This is a genomic window from Chitinophaga rupis (genome assembly GCF_900109685.1).
Taxonomy (GTDB): Bacteria; Bacteroidota; Bacteroidia; order Chitinophagales; family Chitinophagaceae; genus Chitinophaga; species Chitinophaga rupis.
The window spans coordinates 20,851-41,493 of record NZ_FOBB01000009.1; the positions used below are offsets into that span (position 1 = coordinate 20,851).

Annotated in this window: 14 protein-coding genes and 1 pseudogene; 7 read left to right on the forward strand and 8 right to left on the reverse strand. The window is 49.2% G+C overall.

Annotation, left to right across the window (positions count from 1 at the left end; genetic code table 11):
- Positions 1 to 131 precede the first annotated feature (131 nt).
- From BMZ54_RS26090 to BMZ54_RS26100, 3 genes and pseudogenes are all read right to left on the reverse strand, one after another.
- Positions 132 to 866 (reverse strand): annotated as a pseudogene (locus BMZ54_RS26090) (MIP/aquaporin family protein); the annotation flags it as partial.
- A gap of 26 nt (positions 867 to 892) precedes the next feature.
- Entirely contained in the window at positions 893 to 2,392 is a 1,500-nt protein-coding gene (glpK, locus tag BMZ54_RS26095) for a glycerol kinase GlpK (protein WP_202909366.1), read from the reverse strand.
- Positions 2,393 to 2,446: 54 nt separating this feature from the next.
- A complete protein-coding gene (locus BMZ54_RS26100; RefSeq protein ID WP_089919055.1) occupies positions 2,447 to 4,045 on the reverse strand; it encodes a glycerol-3-phosphate dehydrogenase/oxidase in 1,599 nt (532 codons plus the stop codon).
- A gap of 351 nt (positions 4,046 to 4,396) precedes the next feature.
- On the opposite strand from BMZ54_RS26100, the gene BMZ54_RS26105 reads away from it, so the two are divergent.
- Together BMZ54_RS26105 and BMZ54_RS26110 are read left to right on the forward strand one after the other, a co-directional pair.
- Complete coding sequence (locus BMZ54_RS26105) at positions 4,397 to 5,167, forward strand: DeoR/GlpR family DNA-binding transcription regulator (RefSeq protein WP_317043258.1); 771 nt, start codon at positions 4,397 to 4,399, stop codon at positions 5,165 to 5,167.
- 95 nt (positions 5,168 to 5,262) lie between these two features.
- Entirely contained in the window at positions 5,263 to 5,685 is a 423-nt protein-coding gene (locus BMZ54_RS26110) for a VOC family protein (protein ID WP_089919060.1), read from the forward strand.
- Between the two features lie 122 nt (positions 5,686 to 5,807).
- Here the strand turns inward: BMZ54_RS26110 and BMZ54_RS26115 are convergent, their stop codons facing one another.
- Entirely contained in the window at positions 5,808 to 8,174 is a 2,367-nt protein-coding gene (locus tag BMZ54_RS26115) for a CehA/McbA family metallohydrolase (protein ID WP_162277677.1), read from the reverse strand.
- Positions 8,175 to 8,364: 190 nt separating this feature from the next.
- Here BMZ54_RS26115 and BMZ54_RS26120 point away from each other — a divergent pair, with 190 nt between their 5' ends.
- Entirely contained in the window at positions 8,365 to 9,258 is an 894-nt protein-coding gene (locus BMZ54_RS26120; protein ID WP_089919061.1) for a PfkB family carbohydrate kinase, read from the forward strand.
- A gap of 223 nt (positions 9,259 to 9,481) precedes the next feature.
- Positions 9,482 to 9,892, forward strand: coding sequence for a pentapeptide repeat-containing protein (locus tag BMZ54_RS26125; protein ID WP_089919063.1), 411 nt, complete (start codon positions 9,482 to 9,484; stop codon positions 9,890 to 9,892).
- On the opposite strand, the gene BMZ54_RS26130 is transcribed toward BMZ54_RS26125, so the two are convergent.
- From BMZ54_RS26130 to BMZ54_RS26145, 4 genes are all read right to left on the reverse strand, one after another.
- Positions 9,889 to 10,197, reverse strand: coding sequence for a DUF3817 domain-containing protein (locus BMZ54_RS26130; protein WP_089919065.1), 309 nt, complete (start codon positions 10,195 to 10,197; stop codon positions 9,889 to 9,891). The genes BMZ54_RS26125 and BMZ54_RS26130 overlap by 4 nt on opposite strands.
- 2 nt (positions 10,198 to 10,199) lie before the next feature.
- Positions 10,200 to 10,664 (reverse strand): hypothetical protein, encoded by a 465-nt coding sequence (locus tag BMZ54_RS26135; RefSeq protein WP_089919067.1) that lies wholly within the window; start codon positions 10,662 to 10,664, stop codon positions 10,200 to 10,202.
- Positions 10,665 to 10,724: 60 nt separating this feature from the next.
- Positions 10,725 to 11,642: a helix-turn-helix domain-containing protein gene (locus tag BMZ54_RS26140; protein WP_089919069.1), complete on the reverse strand. Its 918-nt coding sequence runs from the start codon at positions 11,640 to 11,642 to the stop codon at positions 10,725 to 10,727.
- A 115-nt stretch (positions 11,643 to 11,757) separates the two neighbouring features.
- Complete coding sequence (locus tag BMZ54_RS26145) at positions 11,758 to 15,351, reverse strand: alpha-L-rhamnosidase-related protein (protein WP_089919070.1); 3,594 nt, start codon at positions 15,349 to 15,351, stop codon at positions 11,758 to 11,760.
- A gap of 206 nt (positions 15,352 to 15,557) precedes the next feature.
- On the opposite strand from BMZ54_RS26145, the gene BMZ54_RS26150 reads away from it, so the two are divergent.
- The 3 genes from BMZ54_RS26150 to BMZ54_RS26160 all read left to right on the forward strand — a co-directional run bounded on the left by BMZ54_RS26150 (position 15,558) and on the right by BMZ54_RS26160 (position 20,640).
- Entirely contained in the window at positions 15,558 to 16,427 is an 870-nt protein-coding gene (locus BMZ54_RS26150) for a helix-turn-helix domain-containing protein (RefSeq protein ID WP_089919072.1), read from the forward strand.
- 65 nt (positions 16,428 to 16,492) lie between these two features.
- On the forward strand, positions 16,493 to 17,215 hold the full coding sequence (locus tag BMZ54_RS26155; RefSeq protein WP_089919074.1) for an SDR family oxidoreductase: 723 nt from the start codon (positions 16,493 to 16,495) through the stop codon (positions 17,213 to 17,215).
- A 311-nt stretch (positions 17,216 to 17,526) separates the two neighbouring features.
- Complete coding sequence (locus BMZ54_RS26160; protein ID WP_089919077.1) at positions 17,527 to 20,640, forward strand: SusC/RagA family TonB-linked outer membrane protein; 3,114 nt, start codon at positions 17,527 to 17,529, stop codon at positions 20,638 to 20,640.
- Positions 20,641 to 20,643 lie beyond the last annotated feature (3 nt).

The window sequence follows — 20,643 nt, forward strand, 5'->3', positions numbered from 1 at the left end:
TAGTTCTATGCTCTTGATCTGGCTGATATTCACATGTACAGTGCACGCGTTTAAACGCTATGCGTTGATCCGTTTCCGTTAATTATAGTCCCCCCAAAGTACTGATCGTATATTCGTATATGTTGACGTGTTTATTTTATGAACAGGTATAAAATGGCTGCCAGTACTGCGCCTGTAATGGATCCCACAATGGGCACCCAGGCATAGGCCCAGTCGCTGCCCTGCTTCCCTTTTATGGGTAACAGCATATGCATAATGCGGGGGCCTAAGTCCCTGGCCGGGTTAATGGCATAACCGGTAGTGCCGCCTAACGACAAACCAATAGACCATACCAGCAAAGCCACCGGCAGCGCGCCCAGGGAGCCCAGCCCCACAGGCGTTTTATCAGGCCCTATCTCTGCATTGGTGAAATAGAAAATCGTGAACAGCAGTACAAATGTGCCGGTGATCTCACAGATCAGGTTACGGCCAATTTTACGTATAGCCGGCTCCGTGCAGAACACGGCGCGCTGCAAACCTGCGTCGGGCGTTTCATCCAGGTGGTCTTTATAGTTAAGCCATACCAGGAAAGAGCCTGTCATGGCGCCCATCATTTGCGCGGCAATAAAGGAGGGCACCTGGGCCCATTCAAATTTACCGGCTACTGCCAGCGAAATGGTTACGGCTGAATTTAAATGTGCGCCGCTGTACGGTGATGCCAGCACTACGCCTACAAACACGGCCAGGGCCCAGCCGGTGGTGATCACGATCCATCCGCTGCTGTTGCCTTTTGTTTTATTAAGCACTACGTTCGCTACTACGCCGTTGCCCAGCAGTATCATTAATGCAGTACCAAGGAATTCCGCTAATAAGGGATGCATGTTATTGGTTGAATTTAGTTTTTACATAACGTTTATTCTGCTGCAGCGGCCCATACCTTGGCCGTTTTTATTGCGCGGTTCCAGCCTTTGATCCACTCTTCGCGGTGGGTTTGTCCGGTGGCGGGTGTAAAGGTTTTATCCATTTGCCATTGGCTGCGGATCTCTTCCAGGTTTTTCCAGTAACCGGTGGCCAGGCCTGCCAGGTAAGCGGCGCCCATGGCGGTGGTTTCAGTGATACGCGGGCGTATTACTTTGGTGTCCAGGATATCTGCCTGGAACTGCATCAGCAAATTATTGCCGGTAGCGCCACCATCTACACGCAGCTCTTTAATGCTAATGTTTGCATCTGCTTCCATGGCTTTTAATACTTCCATGGTCTGGTAGGCAATGCTTTCCAGCGCTGCCCTGGCAATGTGTGCGGCAGTGGTGCCGCGGGTCATGCCTACCAGGGTGCCCCGTGCATGCTGCTCCCAGTGCGGGGCGCCCAAACCTGCAAAGGCAGGCACCAGGTACACACCTTCATTTTCTTTGGTGCTGGCAGCCAGCGCTTCTACTTCAGAGGAGGCGCGGATAATGCCCAGGCCATCGCGCAGCCATTGCACAATAGCGCCGGCAATAAAAATACTGCCTTCCAGTGCGTATTGCACCTGCCCGTTCACTTTCCAGGCTACGGTGGTCAGCAGGTTGTTTTTGCTGATGATGGGTTTTTCGCCAATGTTCATGAGCATAAAACAGCCGGTGCCGTAAGTGTTCTTTACCATACCGGGCGCAGTACACATCTGCCCAAAAAGCGCTGCATGCTGGTCGCCGGCAATACCGGCTATGGGTATTTGTTTGGCAAACATGCCGGGTGTGGTTTCGCCGTATACTTCGCTGGATTCTTTTACCGCAGGCAGCATAGAGGCGGGTATATCCAGCAGCTGTAACAATTCGTTGTCCCATGCCAGTGAGTGAATGTTAAACAGCATGGTGCGGGAGGCGTTGGTAACATCTGTGGCATGTACGGCGCCATGGGTCAGGTTCCATATCAGCCAGCTATCTACGGTGCCAAAAGCCAGCTCGCCTTTGTTGGCGCGTTCACGTGCGCCGGGCACATTATCCAGGATCCATTTTATTTTGGTGCCGGAGAAATAGGCGTCTATTACCAGGCCTGTTTTTTCGCGGATCATTTTTTCGTGGCCGGCTGCTTTTAATGAATCGCAGTAAGCGGCGGTGCGGCGGTCCTGCCAAACAATGGCGTTATGTACAGGTTTACCGGTAGCACGGTCCCATACCAGGGTAGTTTCCCGCTGGTTGGTAATGCCAATAGCGGCTATGTTGCCGCCTTCCAAACCCGCTTTGGCTATGGCTTCCGTGGCTACGCCTATCTGGCTGCTCCATATTTCTGCCGGGTCATGCTCTACCCAGCCGGGTTGTGGGAAAAGCTGGGTAAATTCTTTCTGCGCTACGGATACAATGGCGCCGGAATGGTCAAATAAGATGGCTCTTGAGCTGGTGGTTCCCTGGTCCAGGGCCATAATGTATTTGTTCATGTTTTTCCTGTTTATCTACGTGGCTATTTCAGTTTATAATGGAATACGTGTATGCTATGCTGTTATTTTATGTGTTGTATTGCTGCGCTGTAACAGGTAATGCTGCGCCATGTTCTTAAAGGCCTGTACCTGTGCCTGCTGCCAGCTGCTATCTTTCCCCAGCTCCGTAGCCATAAGGGCGGCTACCTGCGGGGCCATATCAATAGCTGCCTGTGCATCCAGGAACAGCGCCCGTAAGCGGCGTGCCAGCACATCTTCCACGGTGCGGGCCATTTCATTGCGTACGGCCCATATCACCTGCGCTTTAATGTAAGGCAGGCGTGCATCCAGGGGCTGGCCCAGCTCCGCCTGCTGTGCTATTAAAGTTTGCAGCAAAGGTGCGTCACTACCATATACGTTTAATGGTTCGGTGTTGGATGGATGTTCCGTATAGCCGTGAATGTGCAGGTCTTTGGTTTTGCATTCCGCAGCGGGTAAGCCGCCGGTGGTAATGGCCTGGTTCACAGTATCCTGCGCCATACGGCGGAAGGTGGTCCACTTGCCGCCGGTAATGGTGATCAGGCGGGAAGGCGCTACCAGTATTTTATGGCTGCGGGAAATTTCCTTGGTGCTGCTGGTGTTCTTTTGCGGCGCGGCCAATGGGCGCAGGCCGGCGAACACGCTGAGCACATCGCTCCTGGCTGGCGGACGGGAGAGGTATTTAGCTGCTGTTCTTAAAATAAATTCTATTTCCTGTTCCAGGGCAATGGGCTCCATGCTGTGTTCATCCAGTGGTGTATCCGTTGTTCCTAATAATACTTTATTATGCCAGGGCACGGCAAAAAGTACGCGCCCGTCGTCTGTTTTAGGGATCATAATGGCGCTGCTGCTTTGCAGGAAAGATGCATCCAGCACTACATGCACACCCTGGCTGGGCCTTACCATGGGGCGGGCCCCCGGGTTATCCAGCTGCAATATTTCATCTACAAACACGCCGGTAGCGTTGATCACTATTTTAGCAGGAAAGTCATATACATCGCCGGTTTCCAGGTCTTTGGCCTGTACGCCGTTAAGGCGGTTGCTGCCATCTTTATGCAGGCCGGTTACTTTGAAATAGTTCAGCAGCACGGCTCCGTTCTCTGCTGCGGTTTGGGCAATGTTCACGGCCAGGCGCGCATCGTCAAACTGCCCGTCGTGGTATACAATGCCGCCTTTTAATCCCCGCTGCTGAATGTTGGGCAGCTTGCGCAGCGTTTCACTTTTACCAATATGGCGGGAGCGGCCCAGGCTCAGGCGGCCGGAAAGCAGGTCGTACACTTTTAAACCAATGGTATAAAAAGGGCCCTGCCACCAGGTATATTGCGGAATAATAAAGTCCTGGTTATGGGCCAGGTGCGGGGCATTGGCCAGCAGCAGGCCTCTTTCGTAAAGGGCTTCCCGTACCAGGGCCACATCGCCCTGGGCTAAGTATCGTACGCCGCCGTGTACCAGCTTGGTGCTGCGGCTGGAGGTGCCTTTGGCAAAATCAGCCTGTTCCAGCAATAAGGTTTTATAGCCGCGGGTAGCTGCATCCATGGCAGTACCTAAACCGGTAGCACCACCGCCAATGATCACCAGGTCCCACTGTTGTGCCGGCGCTTTTTTGATCTCTGCTATAGCGTCTGTTCTGTTCATTTTATAATGGACTTGCTTTTATGTGCTTTCAGTTTGTATCAAATTGAATGCAAAGTAAAACAAATCGAAACCAAAATATAAAATAATATGAAAAAGCAAAAATATTTTGTTTGAACGGAAATAACGGCTGTTCTGCCAGATAATTTCATTGATAATGAGCTATTTAATGAATAGGGTTATTTGGATGAATGTTTCTTATTGTTTTTATTTGTGTTTCATTTTCCCATATTAAATAATTATTACGAAATGAATTGAAACATAAAAAGCCGCATATTTGTGGGGTGAAGGGCATAGCGGGGTCTGCAAAAAATACCGTGGCAACAGCGCTGAAATGCTTTAATTTTAGGGGGTATGTCTATGATCAATATTGCTGAACGTCATAAGTTTATACTGGATAAGCTGTACGAAAAAGGTTATATCAGCGTGGTAGACCTGTGCAAAGAGCTGGATGTATCCGGCGTAACCATCCGTAAGGACCTGAAACTGCTGGAAGACAGGGCCCTGCTGTTCCGCTCCCATGGCGGGGCTATGGTGAACAATCCCTATACCAACGATAAGCCGGTAAATGAAAAGGAAAAGATCCGCCGCGATGAAAAGCAATACATAGGGCAGGCTGCTGCTGCATTAATAGACCCGAATGATGCGGTGATCATTGCTTCCGGCACCACGGTGCAGGCCCTGGCCCGCAATATTCATCCTAAAGGCCACCTTACAGTAATTACTGCTGCGCTGAATGTGGCGCTGGAACTGCTGCGCTTTCCGGAAATAGAAGTGATACAGCTGGGCGGCCTGCTGCGCAACAGCTCCTCATCCGTTACCGGCCCTTATGCAGAAAAGATCCTGGAAGATTTTTCCTGCAGTAAATTATTCCTGGGGGTAGATGGGATTGATACGGAATTTGGCCTTACCACTACCAATATCATGGAAGCGCACCTGAACCAGAAAATGATAGCCACTGCCCAGAAAACCATTGTGCTGGCAGATTCCAGCAAATTCGGAAAAAGGGGCTTTGGCCGTATTTGCGGGCTGGAAGAGGTGGATGAGATTATTACAGATAAAGGTGTATCCTCACACATATTAAAAACCATGGAAGATATGGGCATCAAAGTAACCCTTGTTTGATGTCGCAAAGCACCTCCATAATGTCGCGTTAACAGCCCATATAATTAGCTGCATAGGCCTAGCTTTACATCATTACTAACTAATAACCATTTATAATGGCAGCAGTGAGCCCTTACCTGACCTTTGACGGTAATTGTGAGGAGGCGTTTGACTTTTACCGGTCTGTGTTTGGAGGCCAGTTCTATCAGAAAACCCGCTTGAATGAAGTTGAAGATGAAACTTATTTGCCGGAGCACGAGGGACAGAAGATCATTTACATTTCCTTACCTATTGGTGCCCGTACCATGCTAATGGGCAGCGACCGGCCCGCAGACTTTGGCGACGGTATTACCGGTGAAAAATTTTCCATTGCCATCAGTGTTAACAGCAGGCCGGAGGCCTTTCGCCTGTTTTACCGGCTTTCCGCCGGGGGCCATGTTATATGCTCCCTTAAAGAAGTGGTTGAGGGCAGATGGTTTGGCATGCTGGCGGACCAGTTCGGGGTGCAGTGGCTGATCAATTATGAGGCTGGTGGTTGAGCGGAAAGCAGAAAGCAGAAAGCAGAAAGCAGAAAGTGTGCTTAGCTACTTATTGTCCATTATGCGTCTTCTCCATCTTGCATCTGTATTCTAATCAAACATCAAGTATCATACTTCCTGCTTCATCTCATCATTTTATCATATAAAACGCGGGCCTGCTTATATGCCGCTGCAGCGGCAGGGCGTTCGCTTGCGCGGATATTGTTCTGCTTCATTTTCCAGCACTGATCTACTGCTTTTCTGCACCAGGCAGCGCTTTGCGGTACACGTACGGGTTGGTGGCCGATGGTAACAAAAACGGGGTTGGTATGCGAGGTATATAGGATGCGTAACGCTATCCAGGCAGATTGATGCGGAGTATAATCAAACTGTATGTTCTTCCATTCCCCGTCTGCCGTGATCTGCGCGGTATCTACTGTAACGCCGTTCACCACCAGCTCAACACCCACCTGCCGGCTGCTGCCAATGCGTGCATGCTCAATATGCCAGTAGGGTGATTGCAAAGGACGGTCTGCTATGTGTTTGCCGGCAGCATTCTGCTGTGCAGGTAACAGCGCGGCCACCTTAGCGCTGATATGTAAAGCCTGCGGGCTTTGCAGGTTTAGCACGCTGCTGTCTGTACCTGCTTCCAGGCCATTTACCTTAAAGTCAATAATGTGTGAGCGCCCGTCAGATACATAGCTGCGGCCTTGTTTAAGGGCCTGTACATAACCATCATAGCTTAACGTGCCATTGGGTTTAAAGTAGCTGCGGGCAATGCCTACGCGCTCATCAAAGATGCAGGGAAAGTCTGTTTCGCCGCTCAGTCTTGTACGGAAGCCGCAGTTCAGGGTATGGTACCACATGTTCAGCTCCCAGGGCACCGGCGTATCTCCGGCGCTGTAAAGGTCTACCAGGCCCTGTGTTACGGTTACCACGTATTCATTGGCCCCTATGCCATCCATTTTAGGCAGCACATAATTAGGCAGCTCCTGCGTTGGCTGTGTAGGTTCCAGCCCCCAGCCGGAATGTGCATAGCCGGTAACTGCGTCCTGTTTATGCGCCCATTGTAGTATAGGGGCGGTCCAGCTGGGCCAGTCTTCAATAATATGGGTACCGGGGTAATCATCTTCCTTTAACCGTAACAGCACCAGGTGGCCGCAGTGGGAGGAGGGGAAGCCGGATACCTCTACATCATACCGCATAATATTGGCATCAGTGGAAAGTGTATCTGTTTGGCCGGTAAAATATTGTTTCTGGTGGTACCAGCCCGGACCCCAGGCCAGTACTGCGGCTACGTTCAGATCTTCGCCCACTACCTGCCGCCACATATCAATGGGCGCTACGCCCTCTGCAGGGCTTTCATAATGGCTGCAGCCGGCTGCATGCACATGATGGTCGGCGCTGTACCATCCCAGCTTAGCCATATTGATCCAGCGCTGCAGCTTAAAGGATGTGGTAATGGAATCTTTACCCGATGGTATGATCAATTCTTTGGTCTGGCTTTTATATTCAGGCCCGCGGGTGAATGTAACATGGTAGCGGCCAGGGGCCAGCATAATATGCTCACCGCTGCTGCGGTACACCTGTGGCTGGAAAAAGAAATCCGGGTACTCGTCATAAGCGGCTACCCGCCGGGAGGGCAGGGGATAGAGGCCAATGAGCGCCTGGGAAGGTTCCTGGTATTCATTCTGCGCCAGGCTTAAACGGTAGTTCTCGTCCATATCATAGGGCACACGGTTAATACCATCTGTAATGGTAAAGGATGCCATGGCCGGGCTGCCATCTTCATCCTGCACCTGCAGCACCACTTTTACAGCCGGACGTATATTAAACAGCACAGGTATGCTGTTACGGAAACCAATATCCTGTGTACCCTGCCCAATATGAAAGCCCAGGTCGGCCTCCCGGGGGCCGGCCTCTTTGCTGTACACCTGCACTACAGCGTATTCCAGCGGAAAGCCGGATAGGTTGGGCAGCAGGGGCGGATTGCGGTATAGCTGTAGTTCCAAAAAACGGTTTTGCACCTGGCCGGCGCTCAGCTTGTGAGCCTCCGGCACCGGGCGGTCTGTAAATGTGGCCATGTATAAGGCCGGCAAAGCATTGGCGCTGGCTGGTTCCAGCCGGGCAGTAACGCCGGCCTGGTTATGCACTTTTACCAGGAAGCTGGTCCACCCGCCTTGTGTAAGCACTGCTTTGGCCTGGCCCCGGCTCACTTTTACCCGCGCTTCGGGGTTAATATCCACCATGGCCAGGCAATAAGGGTCTAATATTTTTTGTACCTCTATGGCGGTAGCCGGTGTAAGCGCTTTTTGCTGTAAAGCATGCAGCTGCTGTGCTGCTGCCGGCGGCAGGGCGCTGCCCAGAAAAGCCAGGGCCTCCTGCAGGCGCACAGCCTGCGCCAGTAATGGCTGCGGTGCAACATCTTCAACAATATCTGCTGGCGGTGCTGCTTGTTGGGCAAATAAGCAAAGGGGCAGGCAGCTGGCTATGAGGAGGAGAACTTTCATAATGGAAGTGGTTACGCTTACCAAAAATGGCGAAAAAAGGCCGTAAAGTCAAGATGGAGCGGGCAGCTAAATAATTGGTTACGTTACAATTATATTTCTTTCATCATATTAATATTGGCAATCAAGCTGTCTTTAGCTACTTTTGTGCATTGCAAAAAACAAACTGTCAAATCTTCTCATACCGTCACACATGTACGATATCTGTTGCGTAGGCCATATCACCTTAGATAAAGTAGTTACCACCAAGTCCGTAGTGCATATGTCCGGCGGCACTTCCTTTTACTTTTCCAATGCCATCCGTAATATGGATGTTAAATACACCCTGGTTACCGGGCTGGCGGAAAGTGAAATGCATGTGGTAGAGGAACTGCGGGCTAAAGGCATTGAAGTGTTTGTAACGCCCAGCGCACATACGGTATATTTTGAGAATATTTATCCTGAGAACCAGGATCACCGCACCCAGCGCGTGTTACAGAAAGCAGATCCGTTTACGGTAGAACAGCTTTCTGCCGTGCATGCCAGGTATTATCACCTGGGGCCTTTACTGGCCGATGATATGCCGGTAGCGCTGATAAAAGCCCTTTCTGAAAGAGGTAAAATATCCCTGGATGCACAGGGCTACCTGCGTAAGGTAGAGAACAGGAATGTAATACCCATTGACTGGCCGGCAAAAAAAGAAGCTTTACAGTACATAGATATTTTAAAGGCCAATGAGCATGAAATGGAAGTGCTCACCGGCCATAAAACCGTGCCTGAAGCCGCCCGTGTACTTGCCGGCTGGGGTGTAAAGGAAGTAGTGATAACTCTGGGCAGCATGGGTTCTGTGATATATCATAACAACACGTTTTACCATATTCCCGCATACAGCCCTACCACGGTAATAGATGCTACCGGTTGCGGGGATACCTACATGGCAGGTTATTTATACCAGCGCAGCAAAGGCGCCGGTTTTAAGGAAGCAGGCGAGTTTGCCGCTGCTATGGCTACTTTAAAAATTGAATCCTCCGGCCCCTTTACCGGTACCCCGGAAGATGTGGAAGCCCTGCTGGCCAACAGCCAGGAGCGCGTAATTGCCGCCCGCTAATATTCCCTTTTACAGCATCTTTTACAGCAGTTTTGCCATGCAACCTTTGGGGCGGGGAACCGTCTTTTTAATAAAGCTTGTTATGCCACGCATACTGCATATGTACCAGAACTCCATACTGGAAGTGGCTAAATAGCCGGGATCTCCCCCTTCATAAGTCGTAGTTACACCCCGTCCCTTGTACGGACAGTGCGTATTTTTGGCAAACCAAAAATGAACATCCATGCAAAATATCACCATCACCCAAACAGATAAGCTGCTGGAATTAAAGGAAGGCTGTATGGAGGAAGTAAAGTTCCTGAACGCCCGTGTGAACAAGCTGCTGTTTAATGATGTAGGCCTGCCCGGCGCTAAGATCGTCAATGCCAATTTAAGCGACCTGGAAATTGAAGGCGCACAATTAGGCGGCGCCTATATACACAATATAGGCATGCCGCCCAAAGGCCATCCTTTCTATGACCCTGCTGCCAAACAACGCCCCCTGAAGTTTGAGGACTGTTACCTGGCCGGCAGCGAGATCATTAACTGCAACCTGCAGGATGTGCAGCTACGCGACTGTGATACGCAGGGCATGACCATCAACGGCATACCTGTGCAGGAGCTGCTGGCTGCTTACGAAAAACAGAAAGCCTAGATCACCGGCGGCAGTTTGGATAATATCTTACGGTCAATGTAAAACGTGCCAAAGGGTATGATGCAGGCCAGCAGCACTTTCCAGGTAGTGGTGCGGAACTCCCATTTGTAGGCAATGCCCACGCTGAGCGTATTAAGCACAAAGAACAGGAACAGCAGCCCGTGAATGGGCCCCATGGTTTTTACCAGGGCAGGATTGCCGTACGCATACTTCAGCGGTACGCCTATAAATACCAATACCAGCAGAGAGATACCTTCCAGGAAAGCAATAATGCGCAGCCTTCCGAGTTTTGTTCTTAACAGCATAATTAAAATGTTCTGAGATAAGGCCGCTGCGCTAATGGCGAAAACGGCCAGGGTATAGCAATAAAAATAATCAGCAGGGCCAGCGCAAACCATAAGGTCATGGTTTGGAACTTAGCCGCAGGTGTATCTTTCCGTTTAGCTACAGAGGAGCCGATGGTAATGCAAACAACCGCCAGTGTCATAAGGATGATATGGATTAGCCCAAAGAACAGGAATTCAAAATGCTGGATAGCCTCATGGTAATGCGATCTGAAATAGGCTATAAACGGGCTGTTGAAGTACAGCACATAGCCAATGGCCAGCTGTATATGCGCTACAGTAGCCGTTGCATGACGTATGGAATTATCTGTCGCGGTAAAGGACGTTTTACCGGCCCAGCCTTTTATGCTTCTCAGCAGGGCATATACTAAGCTCCCCAGCACCAGCCAGCGTACAACAGAATGAAAGAATAACAGGTACGGATACATGCACAATATTTATGCAGCAAAGTTCCTGTTTAGCGCCGCCTGCTGTTAGGACGAATGCTGTTAATTACAGGACTTTTCAATCACCCTGCGGAACTGCGTGGGCGTGCAGCCTTCATACTTCTTAAACAGGCGGGTAAAGTAAGAGGGATCATCCAGCCCTACGGCGGTAGCTACTTCCTGCACACTCATTTCACTTTGGTTAAACAACACTTTTGCCTCCAGGATAATAGCCTCATCTATCCATTTGGTGGGGCTTTGCCCCGTAATGGCCTTTACGGTTTTATTAAGGTGGTTGGGGCTAATGTGCAGCAGCGCGGCATAATCCGTAACCCGGTGTGTATGGCGGATGTGGGTAAAGATCAGCTCTTTGAACTTCCGGGTAATATGCAGGGCGGCCCCGGGCAACTCGTTATTCACCGGCTGGTAGGCGCGGTTCACCTCGCACAGCAGGGTGGTTAAATAAGTTTGAATAATGTCCGGGTGCTGCAGGCCGTGCTGGATATAGTCCAGCAGCAGGCGCTCAAAAAGCTGCAGCACAAATTGAACGGTGACTGCAGGCAGCTGTATCAAAGGATTACCCCATACTTTCAGAAATTCAAAAGCCTGTAGCACAGCGGTTTTACCATAAGGGCCGGTAAGCGTGTCGTTATGGAAGTTGCAAAGGAAACCGGTATTTACATCGCCGGGCTGAAAGGAAAATACCTGCCCGGCAGGTACAAACAATATTTCATTGGGATGCAGGGTATATTCCCGGCTGCCTATTTTCATAACCGCTTCACCGGAGGTAAGGAATAAGCAGCTGTGTGTAGTAGCGCGGCTGGCAGCTACAGGGCGCTGCACCAGCCGGTACATTTCTTCTATCTTCACAATAAAGAACTTATCGATGCCGGGCTGCAGCATTTTGTCCAGCTCCTGTTTAGGCTGCATATAGGCGGCTGTAAATGCCGGCGGATCATATACTTTAATAGACTTTGTCATAGTACTGTAGGAATACTAAAACTGATGACGATTGAGCAGGATGGTTTATTTTAGTACTACCATAAAAAAAAGTTCCGCAGAAGTTACCTCCTGCGGAACTCTTGCATGATCTTACCTAGTATTTTACAATCTTTTTACTAAGCACCTGCTTTCCAATTGTTACATTGATAATATAAACGCCCGCCGGCAATGCAGATAAATTAAACTGCTGGCCGCTAAAGATGCGCTGTGCCGGAGCAACTGCTGTACCGGAAGCTGTATAGATCCGTAGATAGAGTCTCTCTTCTTTTGCATGAGCAACTTTTACGGTCATCATATTGGTAACCGGATTAGGATCCACTGTAAGCGCCACATCCGTTGCAGCTATTTTAGCAGCAGCAGCTGCTGCCGTGAAACTCCACTGGCCATTCACCTGCCCTACATTCGACCACTGATGTACCAACCCTCCACCGGAAACACCATTCACCTGGAGTACTTTCGCACTATGCTTTGCTATGATCTTGTAATATCCATCGCCGGTAGCAACGATGATAAAGTTCTGATGATACTCAGCAGGGTCATGATAGGGGTACTGGATCACATTGGCCCCATTTGCAAGGGAAACGCCCTGAACATCCAGAGATTTACCGCTATGTTTTGCAATCATCTTATAGTTACCGTCTCCCAGATGCGTAAGAATAAACTGCTGGTTGGCGTTCCCGTTATATTCTGAATGAATTATACTGGTATTGTCAGCTGTGGATGCGCCGCTTACATCCATCATTAAACCGCTTGCCCGGTTGCGTATAAAATAGGTGCCGGATAAATTAGTAACCCCATTAGTAAGCACCCGAATGGAAGTGGTTTTATCATGCAGCGGCGACCAGGTAATACAATTGTTATTAGCGGTTAAAGTCTCCGTTTGACCTGTGAAATTATCATCCGCATACAGGATCACTTTATAACCTTCAGCAATTGCCAGGGAAGAGATGGCGTCGTCACTGATGCCCTTTGCCTGCATTTGTGCAAGGGTGTAATTGCCTACTCCCAGGCTAACTGCAGTGCCGCTGTAATTACAATCCATATAAGCGATCACCGGGTCCGTTGTGCTGAATGGTAAAGCCGTGAACTCCCAGCTTCCCGCTGCAACTTTAAACTGTACATACTTACCATCTTCCTGGTAAAAAGTAATACCACTGACACCGCCTAAGAAAGTGCCATTCTTCCAGATGGTAGTATTGCCTGCTTTAATTTCTGAAGTAAGGGTGGAAAGCACTTCTTTGGGAATACCCACAATCGCAGTAGTGCCCGCAGGAGAGGTGAGCGTTTGCGTAAAAGAAGCACTACCTGCAGAGAACCCGGCCGCAATATTCCCTTTCACAGTAGGGATCACGCCGGAAAACTGCGTAACACCGCCCGGCTGTGGTAAAAATGTAAATTCTGCAAATGCTGCCTTTGTGGGCCGCACACCTAACATATAAGCACCCATCAGGTATAAGGGTCCTGCGGACCATGCATGGTTATTACTGCTGTAGCCCGCATTGCTGTTGCTCTCTGTAAAATCTTCCCAGAGGGTGGATGACCAGCTATTGATCATGCCATTATACCTGTTTTTCATTCTTGTAACAGCAGCATTGCCATCCAGCATAAACAATGCCTGTTCAATGTACATTTCCTGGTAGGGGCCTGCATCATTCCTGTTCTTCAGCACACTGAGAATGCCTGCTTTCTGCGTATCGTCCGCAACACCGGAAAGCAATGCCCAGGCGTTACTCCTGTCATCAATTGTGGCCGACTGATTACTGAATACATAGGCACGGGAAGCGCTATTCCAGAAATAGGCATTGAAGTGAGTCTTTACCTGCGTCAGCAAGCCCTGATAATAAGTAGCATCAGCAGCCTGCCCCAGCAGGTTGGCAGTATTAATGGCTGTTTCAAGTACGGAAATGTAAAGTGCATTAAAGATGGTATTGGCGCTTCCGGTATTGAGCGCTCCTAAATTAGATCCCCAGTCGATCCAGTTCCACGATCCATCATTCTGTAAAATGAGCATGCCATCTGCGTTACAACTGGCTGCACAGAACTGAACGTATTTTTTTATCTGCGGATAGAGCTCCTGTAGTAAGGCTTTGTCTCCGCTGTACATATAATATTTCCATAGCATGGCTACGGCAGCAAGGTTTTGATCCGGCAGGTGGAAGCTGGTGCCGGGCGCTGTTGTATAGAGGGAGCCATTTCCCTTTTGTGTATACATCAGCTCGCGGAAAGCTTTGCGGGTTAGCTTATTTACGCTGGTATCATACAGGTAGCATGAATAAAGGATCTGCTCAGATACATCTCCCCACCACTGCCCGCGCTCACGGTCCGGACAGTCATAATACTGATCGCGCATACATACCCTGGAAGTATTTTTCGACTTCGTCCATAGGGTGTTCAACGATGCATCGGAAGAAGTGAACTGGCCTATGATATCCGCATTGTAGCTTGTTTCTCTATACTTCAAACCAAGGATCTGCACTGTTCCGGTAACATTTGTAAACTCATAGGTAACGGTATGATCACTGGAATTTTGCCAGGCAAAACATTCAAATTCCTGGTCGCCGGCTTTCGTAATGTACTCCTGCCAGTAGTGCCTGTTCACAATAATTTTGATCTTCACGCCTGCAGGTGCATTTACATGCAGGTATGGACGTAGCTGAATATTAGTACCTACTGTTCCGGTAATAGAGGTATTGGCTGTAATAGCAGCAGGTATTGCGTTCTGATAATTGCTAAGCGCATACTCTTTCCAGAAGGGAATGCCGCGTGGCACAAGCTTGTTCCATGGCGCAATGGGAGGGAGCCCCTTTTTCACAGCAGCGGTCCAGGATGCATCATTATAGGCCGCTGTAGTCCAGCCGCTCAGCTCATTAGCGGCATTATAGGAAACAGGGAATGCGATCCACTTATAATCCTGCCCGTTCAGAATGAGCTGCGTGGTAGCGCCAAAGGAGGGATGCACTTTATACTTCCAGGTATCATCAGACACCAGCACAGAGCCTGCATCAAATAATAAGCCGCCATTGCCCACAGCGCGCTGCGTGTAACCATTCTGCCCGCCTTTATACCATACCAGTACTGCAATGGTGTTCTCGCCGGCCTGCAGGTACGGCGCTAGGTCTATTTCATCATAATAGGTGTTCACCAGGTCCGGGCGGAGATCCAGTCCGCCGTCTTTCACTACCAGCTGGTTATTTACATACAGCCAGTACTTGTTCTCCGCTGCAATTTTAGTGATGGCAGCAGCCGGCTTCGTGGATAAGGTGATCTTTTTACGGAAAGCGATCCAGGTATTGGCAGGTCCTGCGGCAGAAGACCAGATCCAGTTAGCCGTTCCCGTGGAAGGGGGAATAAGGCTCACGATAAAAGAGGTTACCTGGTCATTCCATTCAGTACCGATCCAGGTTGAGGATGCTGTGGCCGTAAAACTTTTACCGGTAAAATTGTCATCTGCATAAAAAGTTACCTGGTACCCGGAAGGTACGGTAAAGGAAGAAACCGCGTCATCCGGGAACCCGGCTGCATTCATATCAGCAAGCCTGTAATTACCAACGGGGAACGACACGGCAGTTCCGCCATAATTGATGTCGGTGTAAAGTACTGCCTGGGCACTGGTAAGGTGGATCCCGGACAACATACAGATCAGCAGGAACAAGTAATTCCTTACAAGTGAAAGTGTTGTGTGTTTCATGGGTTTGAAAATTGAGGGTTTGATGGTATGGGAAAAGAGATATGGACTGCAACGTGGATTACAGCTTTACAGGTTAAAATTTGATTGCCTCAGAAATTTAAAAAGAATAAATGGATCAACTGTCCCTTGGTGTCTAATTCATAACTTTATGTCTTTGACCCAGGAACGTTTATATAACCCATTGAGGACCTTATAGTAATTTTTTTATGCTGGATAATACTGTGCTGCTGGAAAGTTTAACACAACATGACCGTTTATCCATACGGGTAACGGCCAACTGCCATATACAGCTGCCGCCGGGCGTGCTGCAAAAGCTGCTAACGCCGCACAGAAGCCGCCTGTACACCTTTATTCTGCTGCTGCAGGGTGGGGTTGTACATGCTATCGACCTGCAGGCGCACACCTTGCAGGCCGGTCAGCTGCTGTTTGTATTACCACACCAGCTGCATCATATTTCGCCGCGCAAGGAGCCGGTGCAATCCTTTAACCTTACGGTAGATGAGCGCTGTTTATCGCTGCTGCCCAAAACATTCCTGCTGTTGTTAAACCCGTTAAACAATCCTGTGCTTACGTTTGATGCGCCTTCGCTTGAACGGGTAAGGGCGCTTTTTCAAACCTTACAGCAGCTGTTAGCCAACCGGCAGGCTAATATGGATCTGGTGCTGGCGCATTTAAATACCCTGCTTACAGAATTTAACCACACTTATTTTACAAATAATGAGCGTCAGGAGCAGGAGGGCAATCTCTCCAAATTCATTGACTTTAAACGTATGGTGGAAGAGGAGTTTATGGAACAACCGGCTGTACAAACGCTGGCGGCCCGGCTATCCTTAACCACAAATGGTTTGTACAATATTGTAAAACAATATGCCGGTGTATCCCCCAAAGAATTTATGACCAACCGGCTTATTATTGAAGCGCAGCGCAGGCTGTATTATGGTGAAACCACCGCCAAAGCGCTGGCCTATGAGCTGGGCTTTAATGACCCCGGTTATTTTTCCCGCCTGTTTAAAAAGAGCACCAGTAAAAGCATTACCCAGTTTGTAAAAGAGATGCAGGAAATGTCTATGATTTAAGGTGATTTGTCCCACCCTTTCCCTGGCGCCTGTACGAACTTTGCCCCGGACTAAATTATTACGCCATGAAAAAAGCATTGATCACCGGGGCCAATAAGGGCATTGGATTTGAAACCGCTAAGTACTTATTACAACAAGGTCATTACGTATACCTGGGCTGCCGCAACCCGGCACTGGGCGCGGCCGCAGTAGCACAGCTGCAGACGGCCGGGCTAACTGCCTGTGAATGCATAACACTGGATGTTACAGACGCAGCTTCCGTAGAACAAGCTGTTATCGCTTTGAAGGATAAAACTACGGTGCTGGATGTACTGATCAACAATGCTGGTATACTAGGGCAAATGCCGGCGCCTGAAGGGGAAGCGGGCATCATAAATGCACAGCAGGTATTTAATACAAACTACTTTGGCGTGATACGCGTTACCAGTGCTTTGCTGCCTCTGCTGCAGCAGGCTGCGCAACCCAGGATCGTGAATGTAAGCAGCGAAACAGCTTCCCTTACCCTTCACCAGCAACCGGCCTGGGAGTATTATGGATTTAAGGATGCGGCTTATGTACCTTCCAAAACAGCGCTGAACTTTTATACCATTGCATTGGCCTTTCAGCTAAAGGATACTGCATTTAAGGTGAACAGTGTGTGCCCGGGTTTTACAGCTACAGATCTTAACAACCATACCGGTGTTAATAAAGCATCAGATTCCGCTAAGATAATAGCACATTATGCTATGCTGGAAGCAGATGGACCCAGCGGACAATTTTTTAATGCAGCTGGTAGTATACCCTGGTAGTTATGGCTGTAATCCGCTGCTGTATTGTAGTGTAGCGTCCCGGAACATATACGTTCCGGGACGTTTTTATGTTAGTCCTGAATAAAATAATAGCATAATCCATCAATATAAAAGGTTTGTCTATTTCCAGAACCCGTGGTTCCCGATACTTTTATTGTACGTAATGAATAACAATCTGGCGAATGCAAACTTTAGGGGGTCATCAACCATAATATCAATAGCATAAGGACATCCGGCGTTATGAAGTACCTTTCTGCGAGTGCACAGCTCCGGGGCAGGACTTCCATGTTTTGAAAATAAAACTTACAAAAATGCACTCTTTACCTAAGCGCACTTCAGGGTACGCGTATTATTCCAATTATCTCCGTACCATTACAAAAGGCAGACTGGTGGCTTTGCTCACCATTTGTTTGCTGCACTTTTCTACGGTTACACAGGCGCAAACCATTACCGTACAGGGTAAAATAACCGGCGGCGGTAACCCGCTGCCCGGCGCGGTGGTACGCGTACAGGGCGGTACAACCGGCGCTACTACTGATGCAGGCGGTTTGTATAAGCTGAATGTAAGCGGGGATGCCACGCTCATTTTCTCTATGTTCGGCTATAAACCGCAAACGGTGCCGGTAGGGGGCCGCACGGTGATTGATATGGCATTGGAGGTAGATCCTAAATCACTGGAAGAGGTAGTGGTGGTAGGTTACGGTACACAAAAGAAAGTGAACCTTACCGGCGCAGTAGCCACCGTGAATGGCGCTGAGCTGCTGAAACGCCCTATTACCAACCCCTCTGCCATGCTGCAGGGCACTATGCCCGGTGTGCAGGTAGTGCAGGGCACCGGCGAGCCGGGTAATGAAAATGCGTATATCCGTATCCGCGGTAACGGTACCTTCAGCGGTGCAGGCGTAGATCCGCTGGTATTGATAGATGGGGTAGAGGGTAAGCTCTCTGACCTGAACCCGAATAACATACAGAACGTATCAGTGCTGAAAGATGCGGCATCCGCCTCCATTTATGGTGCGCGTGCAGCCAATGGCGTTATACTGGTAACCACCAAACAGGGTGTGGAAGGCAAAATGCGGGTGCAGTATGATTTTAACTACGGCATTTACAAACCCACCAAGCTGTTTGACCTGATCACCAACTCTGCGGAGTATATGGAGCTGTTTAATGAAGCGCGTATTAATTCCGGGCTTAACTCTGGCTTATACACGCAGGAAATGATAGATACCTATAAAAATGCCACCGACCATAACTTATACCCGAACACGGATTGGTTAAGCCTTATTTTCCAGACCGCGCCGGTGCAAACGCATAACCTGGGTTTCAGCGGCGGCCGCAATGGTACAGTGTATGATGCGTCTATCGGATATGTGAACCAGGATGGTATCATGAAAGGATTTAACTATAAAAAATATAACGCGCGTTTAAATATATCTTCTAAGGTAAATGAGCGCATCCGTTTTGGCGCTAACATCGCTTTAAAATATGGCCACCGGGAAGCGCCGGTATTTGGTTCGGAAGATATGTTCCTTTCCGCTATGGCGCAGGCGCCTACTTACGGCCCTTACCTCTCTGATGGTAGCGGGCATTATACCTACAAAGCATACGACCTGGAATATAATAATAAGAACCCCGTGGCGCTGCTGGATGGTAAGATCAATCACAACACAGACGATTATGCTGTAATGGCGCAGGGCTGGATAGAAGTGTCACTGCTGAAAAATTTAACCTGGTATACCAAAGCAGCGGTGAATGCGAATTTTGATAAATACCACGATTTTCGTCCGCCGCTGCAGCTGTACAACTTCCGCACTAACCAGTTCATGGCTACGCTGGATCTGGGCGGTGGCCTGGAAGTGCAGGACCAGCAGAATATTTACACCAACCTGTACTCTTACCTGAGCTACGACCGCACTTTTGGCGCACATAACTTTAAGCTGCAGGGCGGTTACAGCGCTGAGCAAAGCACCTATCAATATCTGAAAGCAAGCCGCAAACAATTCTCTACAGATAAGCTCACAGAGCTGGATGCCGGCAGTCCGGCCATACAGTATGCCAATGGCACACAAAATGGATGGGGCCTGCTCTCTTTCTTTGGCCGCTTTGATTATAACTACAAAGAGAAATATTTGTTTGAGGCCAACATGCGTTATGACGGATCATCCAAACTTACGCCCGGTTCCCGCTGGGGCGTGTTCCCATCCTTTTCCGGAGGCTGGCGCTTAACGGAAGAAGAGTTTATAAAAGACCTGGACCTTGGCTGGCTCAATAACTTTAAGCTGCGTGGTTCCTGGGGCAAGCTGGGTAACCAGAACATTGGTAACTACCCTTACCAGTCCATCCTGAACTTTACCGGCAATTATTCATTTGACGATGCCTCCCTTACTTCCGGCGCAGCACAGCTGAACCTGGCCAACCCGGCTATTAAATGGGAAACCACTACTATTACCGATGTGGGTTTGGATATGACCTTAATACAGGGTTTGAACGTAACGGCCGACTGGTATAAGAAACGTACTACGGATATTTTACGTCCTTCCCAAGTAACCGGGGTAGTGGGTTTAAATGCACCTACCATTAACGATGGTACAATGGATAATACCGGGGTGGAACTAGGCATTTCCTACAACCATCTTATAAAAGACGGTGCATTAAAAGGCCTGAACTATACCATTGGCGGCAACTTTGAGCACTATAAGAATAAGCTGGTGCGTTACGGCCAGCGCGATATTAACAGCAGCGGCTATCGCATACGCGATGAAGGTTTGGAGTATGATGCATATTATACGCTGGACTGGATCGGCATTTTCCAGTCAGATGATGAAGTGAAAAATTCTCCCAAACAATTTGGCGATGATACCCAGCCCGGTGATCTGAAGTACCGGGATGTGAATGGTGATGGCGTGATCAATAATGACGACCGCACTTATATAAAGGGCAATTATCCTAACATCAACTACTCTTTTAACCTGGCATTGCAATACAAAGGTTTCGATTTTTCTGCTATGGCACAGGGCGTAGAAGGCACCAAATTCTTTGTAAGCGAGTGGGGTACCATTCCCTTTGTACAGGGCGCGCCGCCCACGACCGATTGGCGTAACCGCTGGACACCGGAACACCCATCCACCACTATGCCGCGCATTTACTGGGGCTGGGGTGCACCGGAAAAAATACGCCGTGCTTCCTCTTATTACCTGCAGGATGCTTCTTACTTCCGCCTGAAGAACCTTACCATTGGTTACACCATTCCGGCTAATATTACCAGCCGCATAGGTATTGATAATGTGCGGGTATATTTCTCCGGCGACAACCTGCTTACTGCCACTAAGTACCGTGGCCTTGATCCGGAACGTGCGGGCAGTGGCAACTTTGTACAGTATCCGCAGAATAAGATCTATTCTTTTGGTTTAAATGTTAAGTTCTAAGGT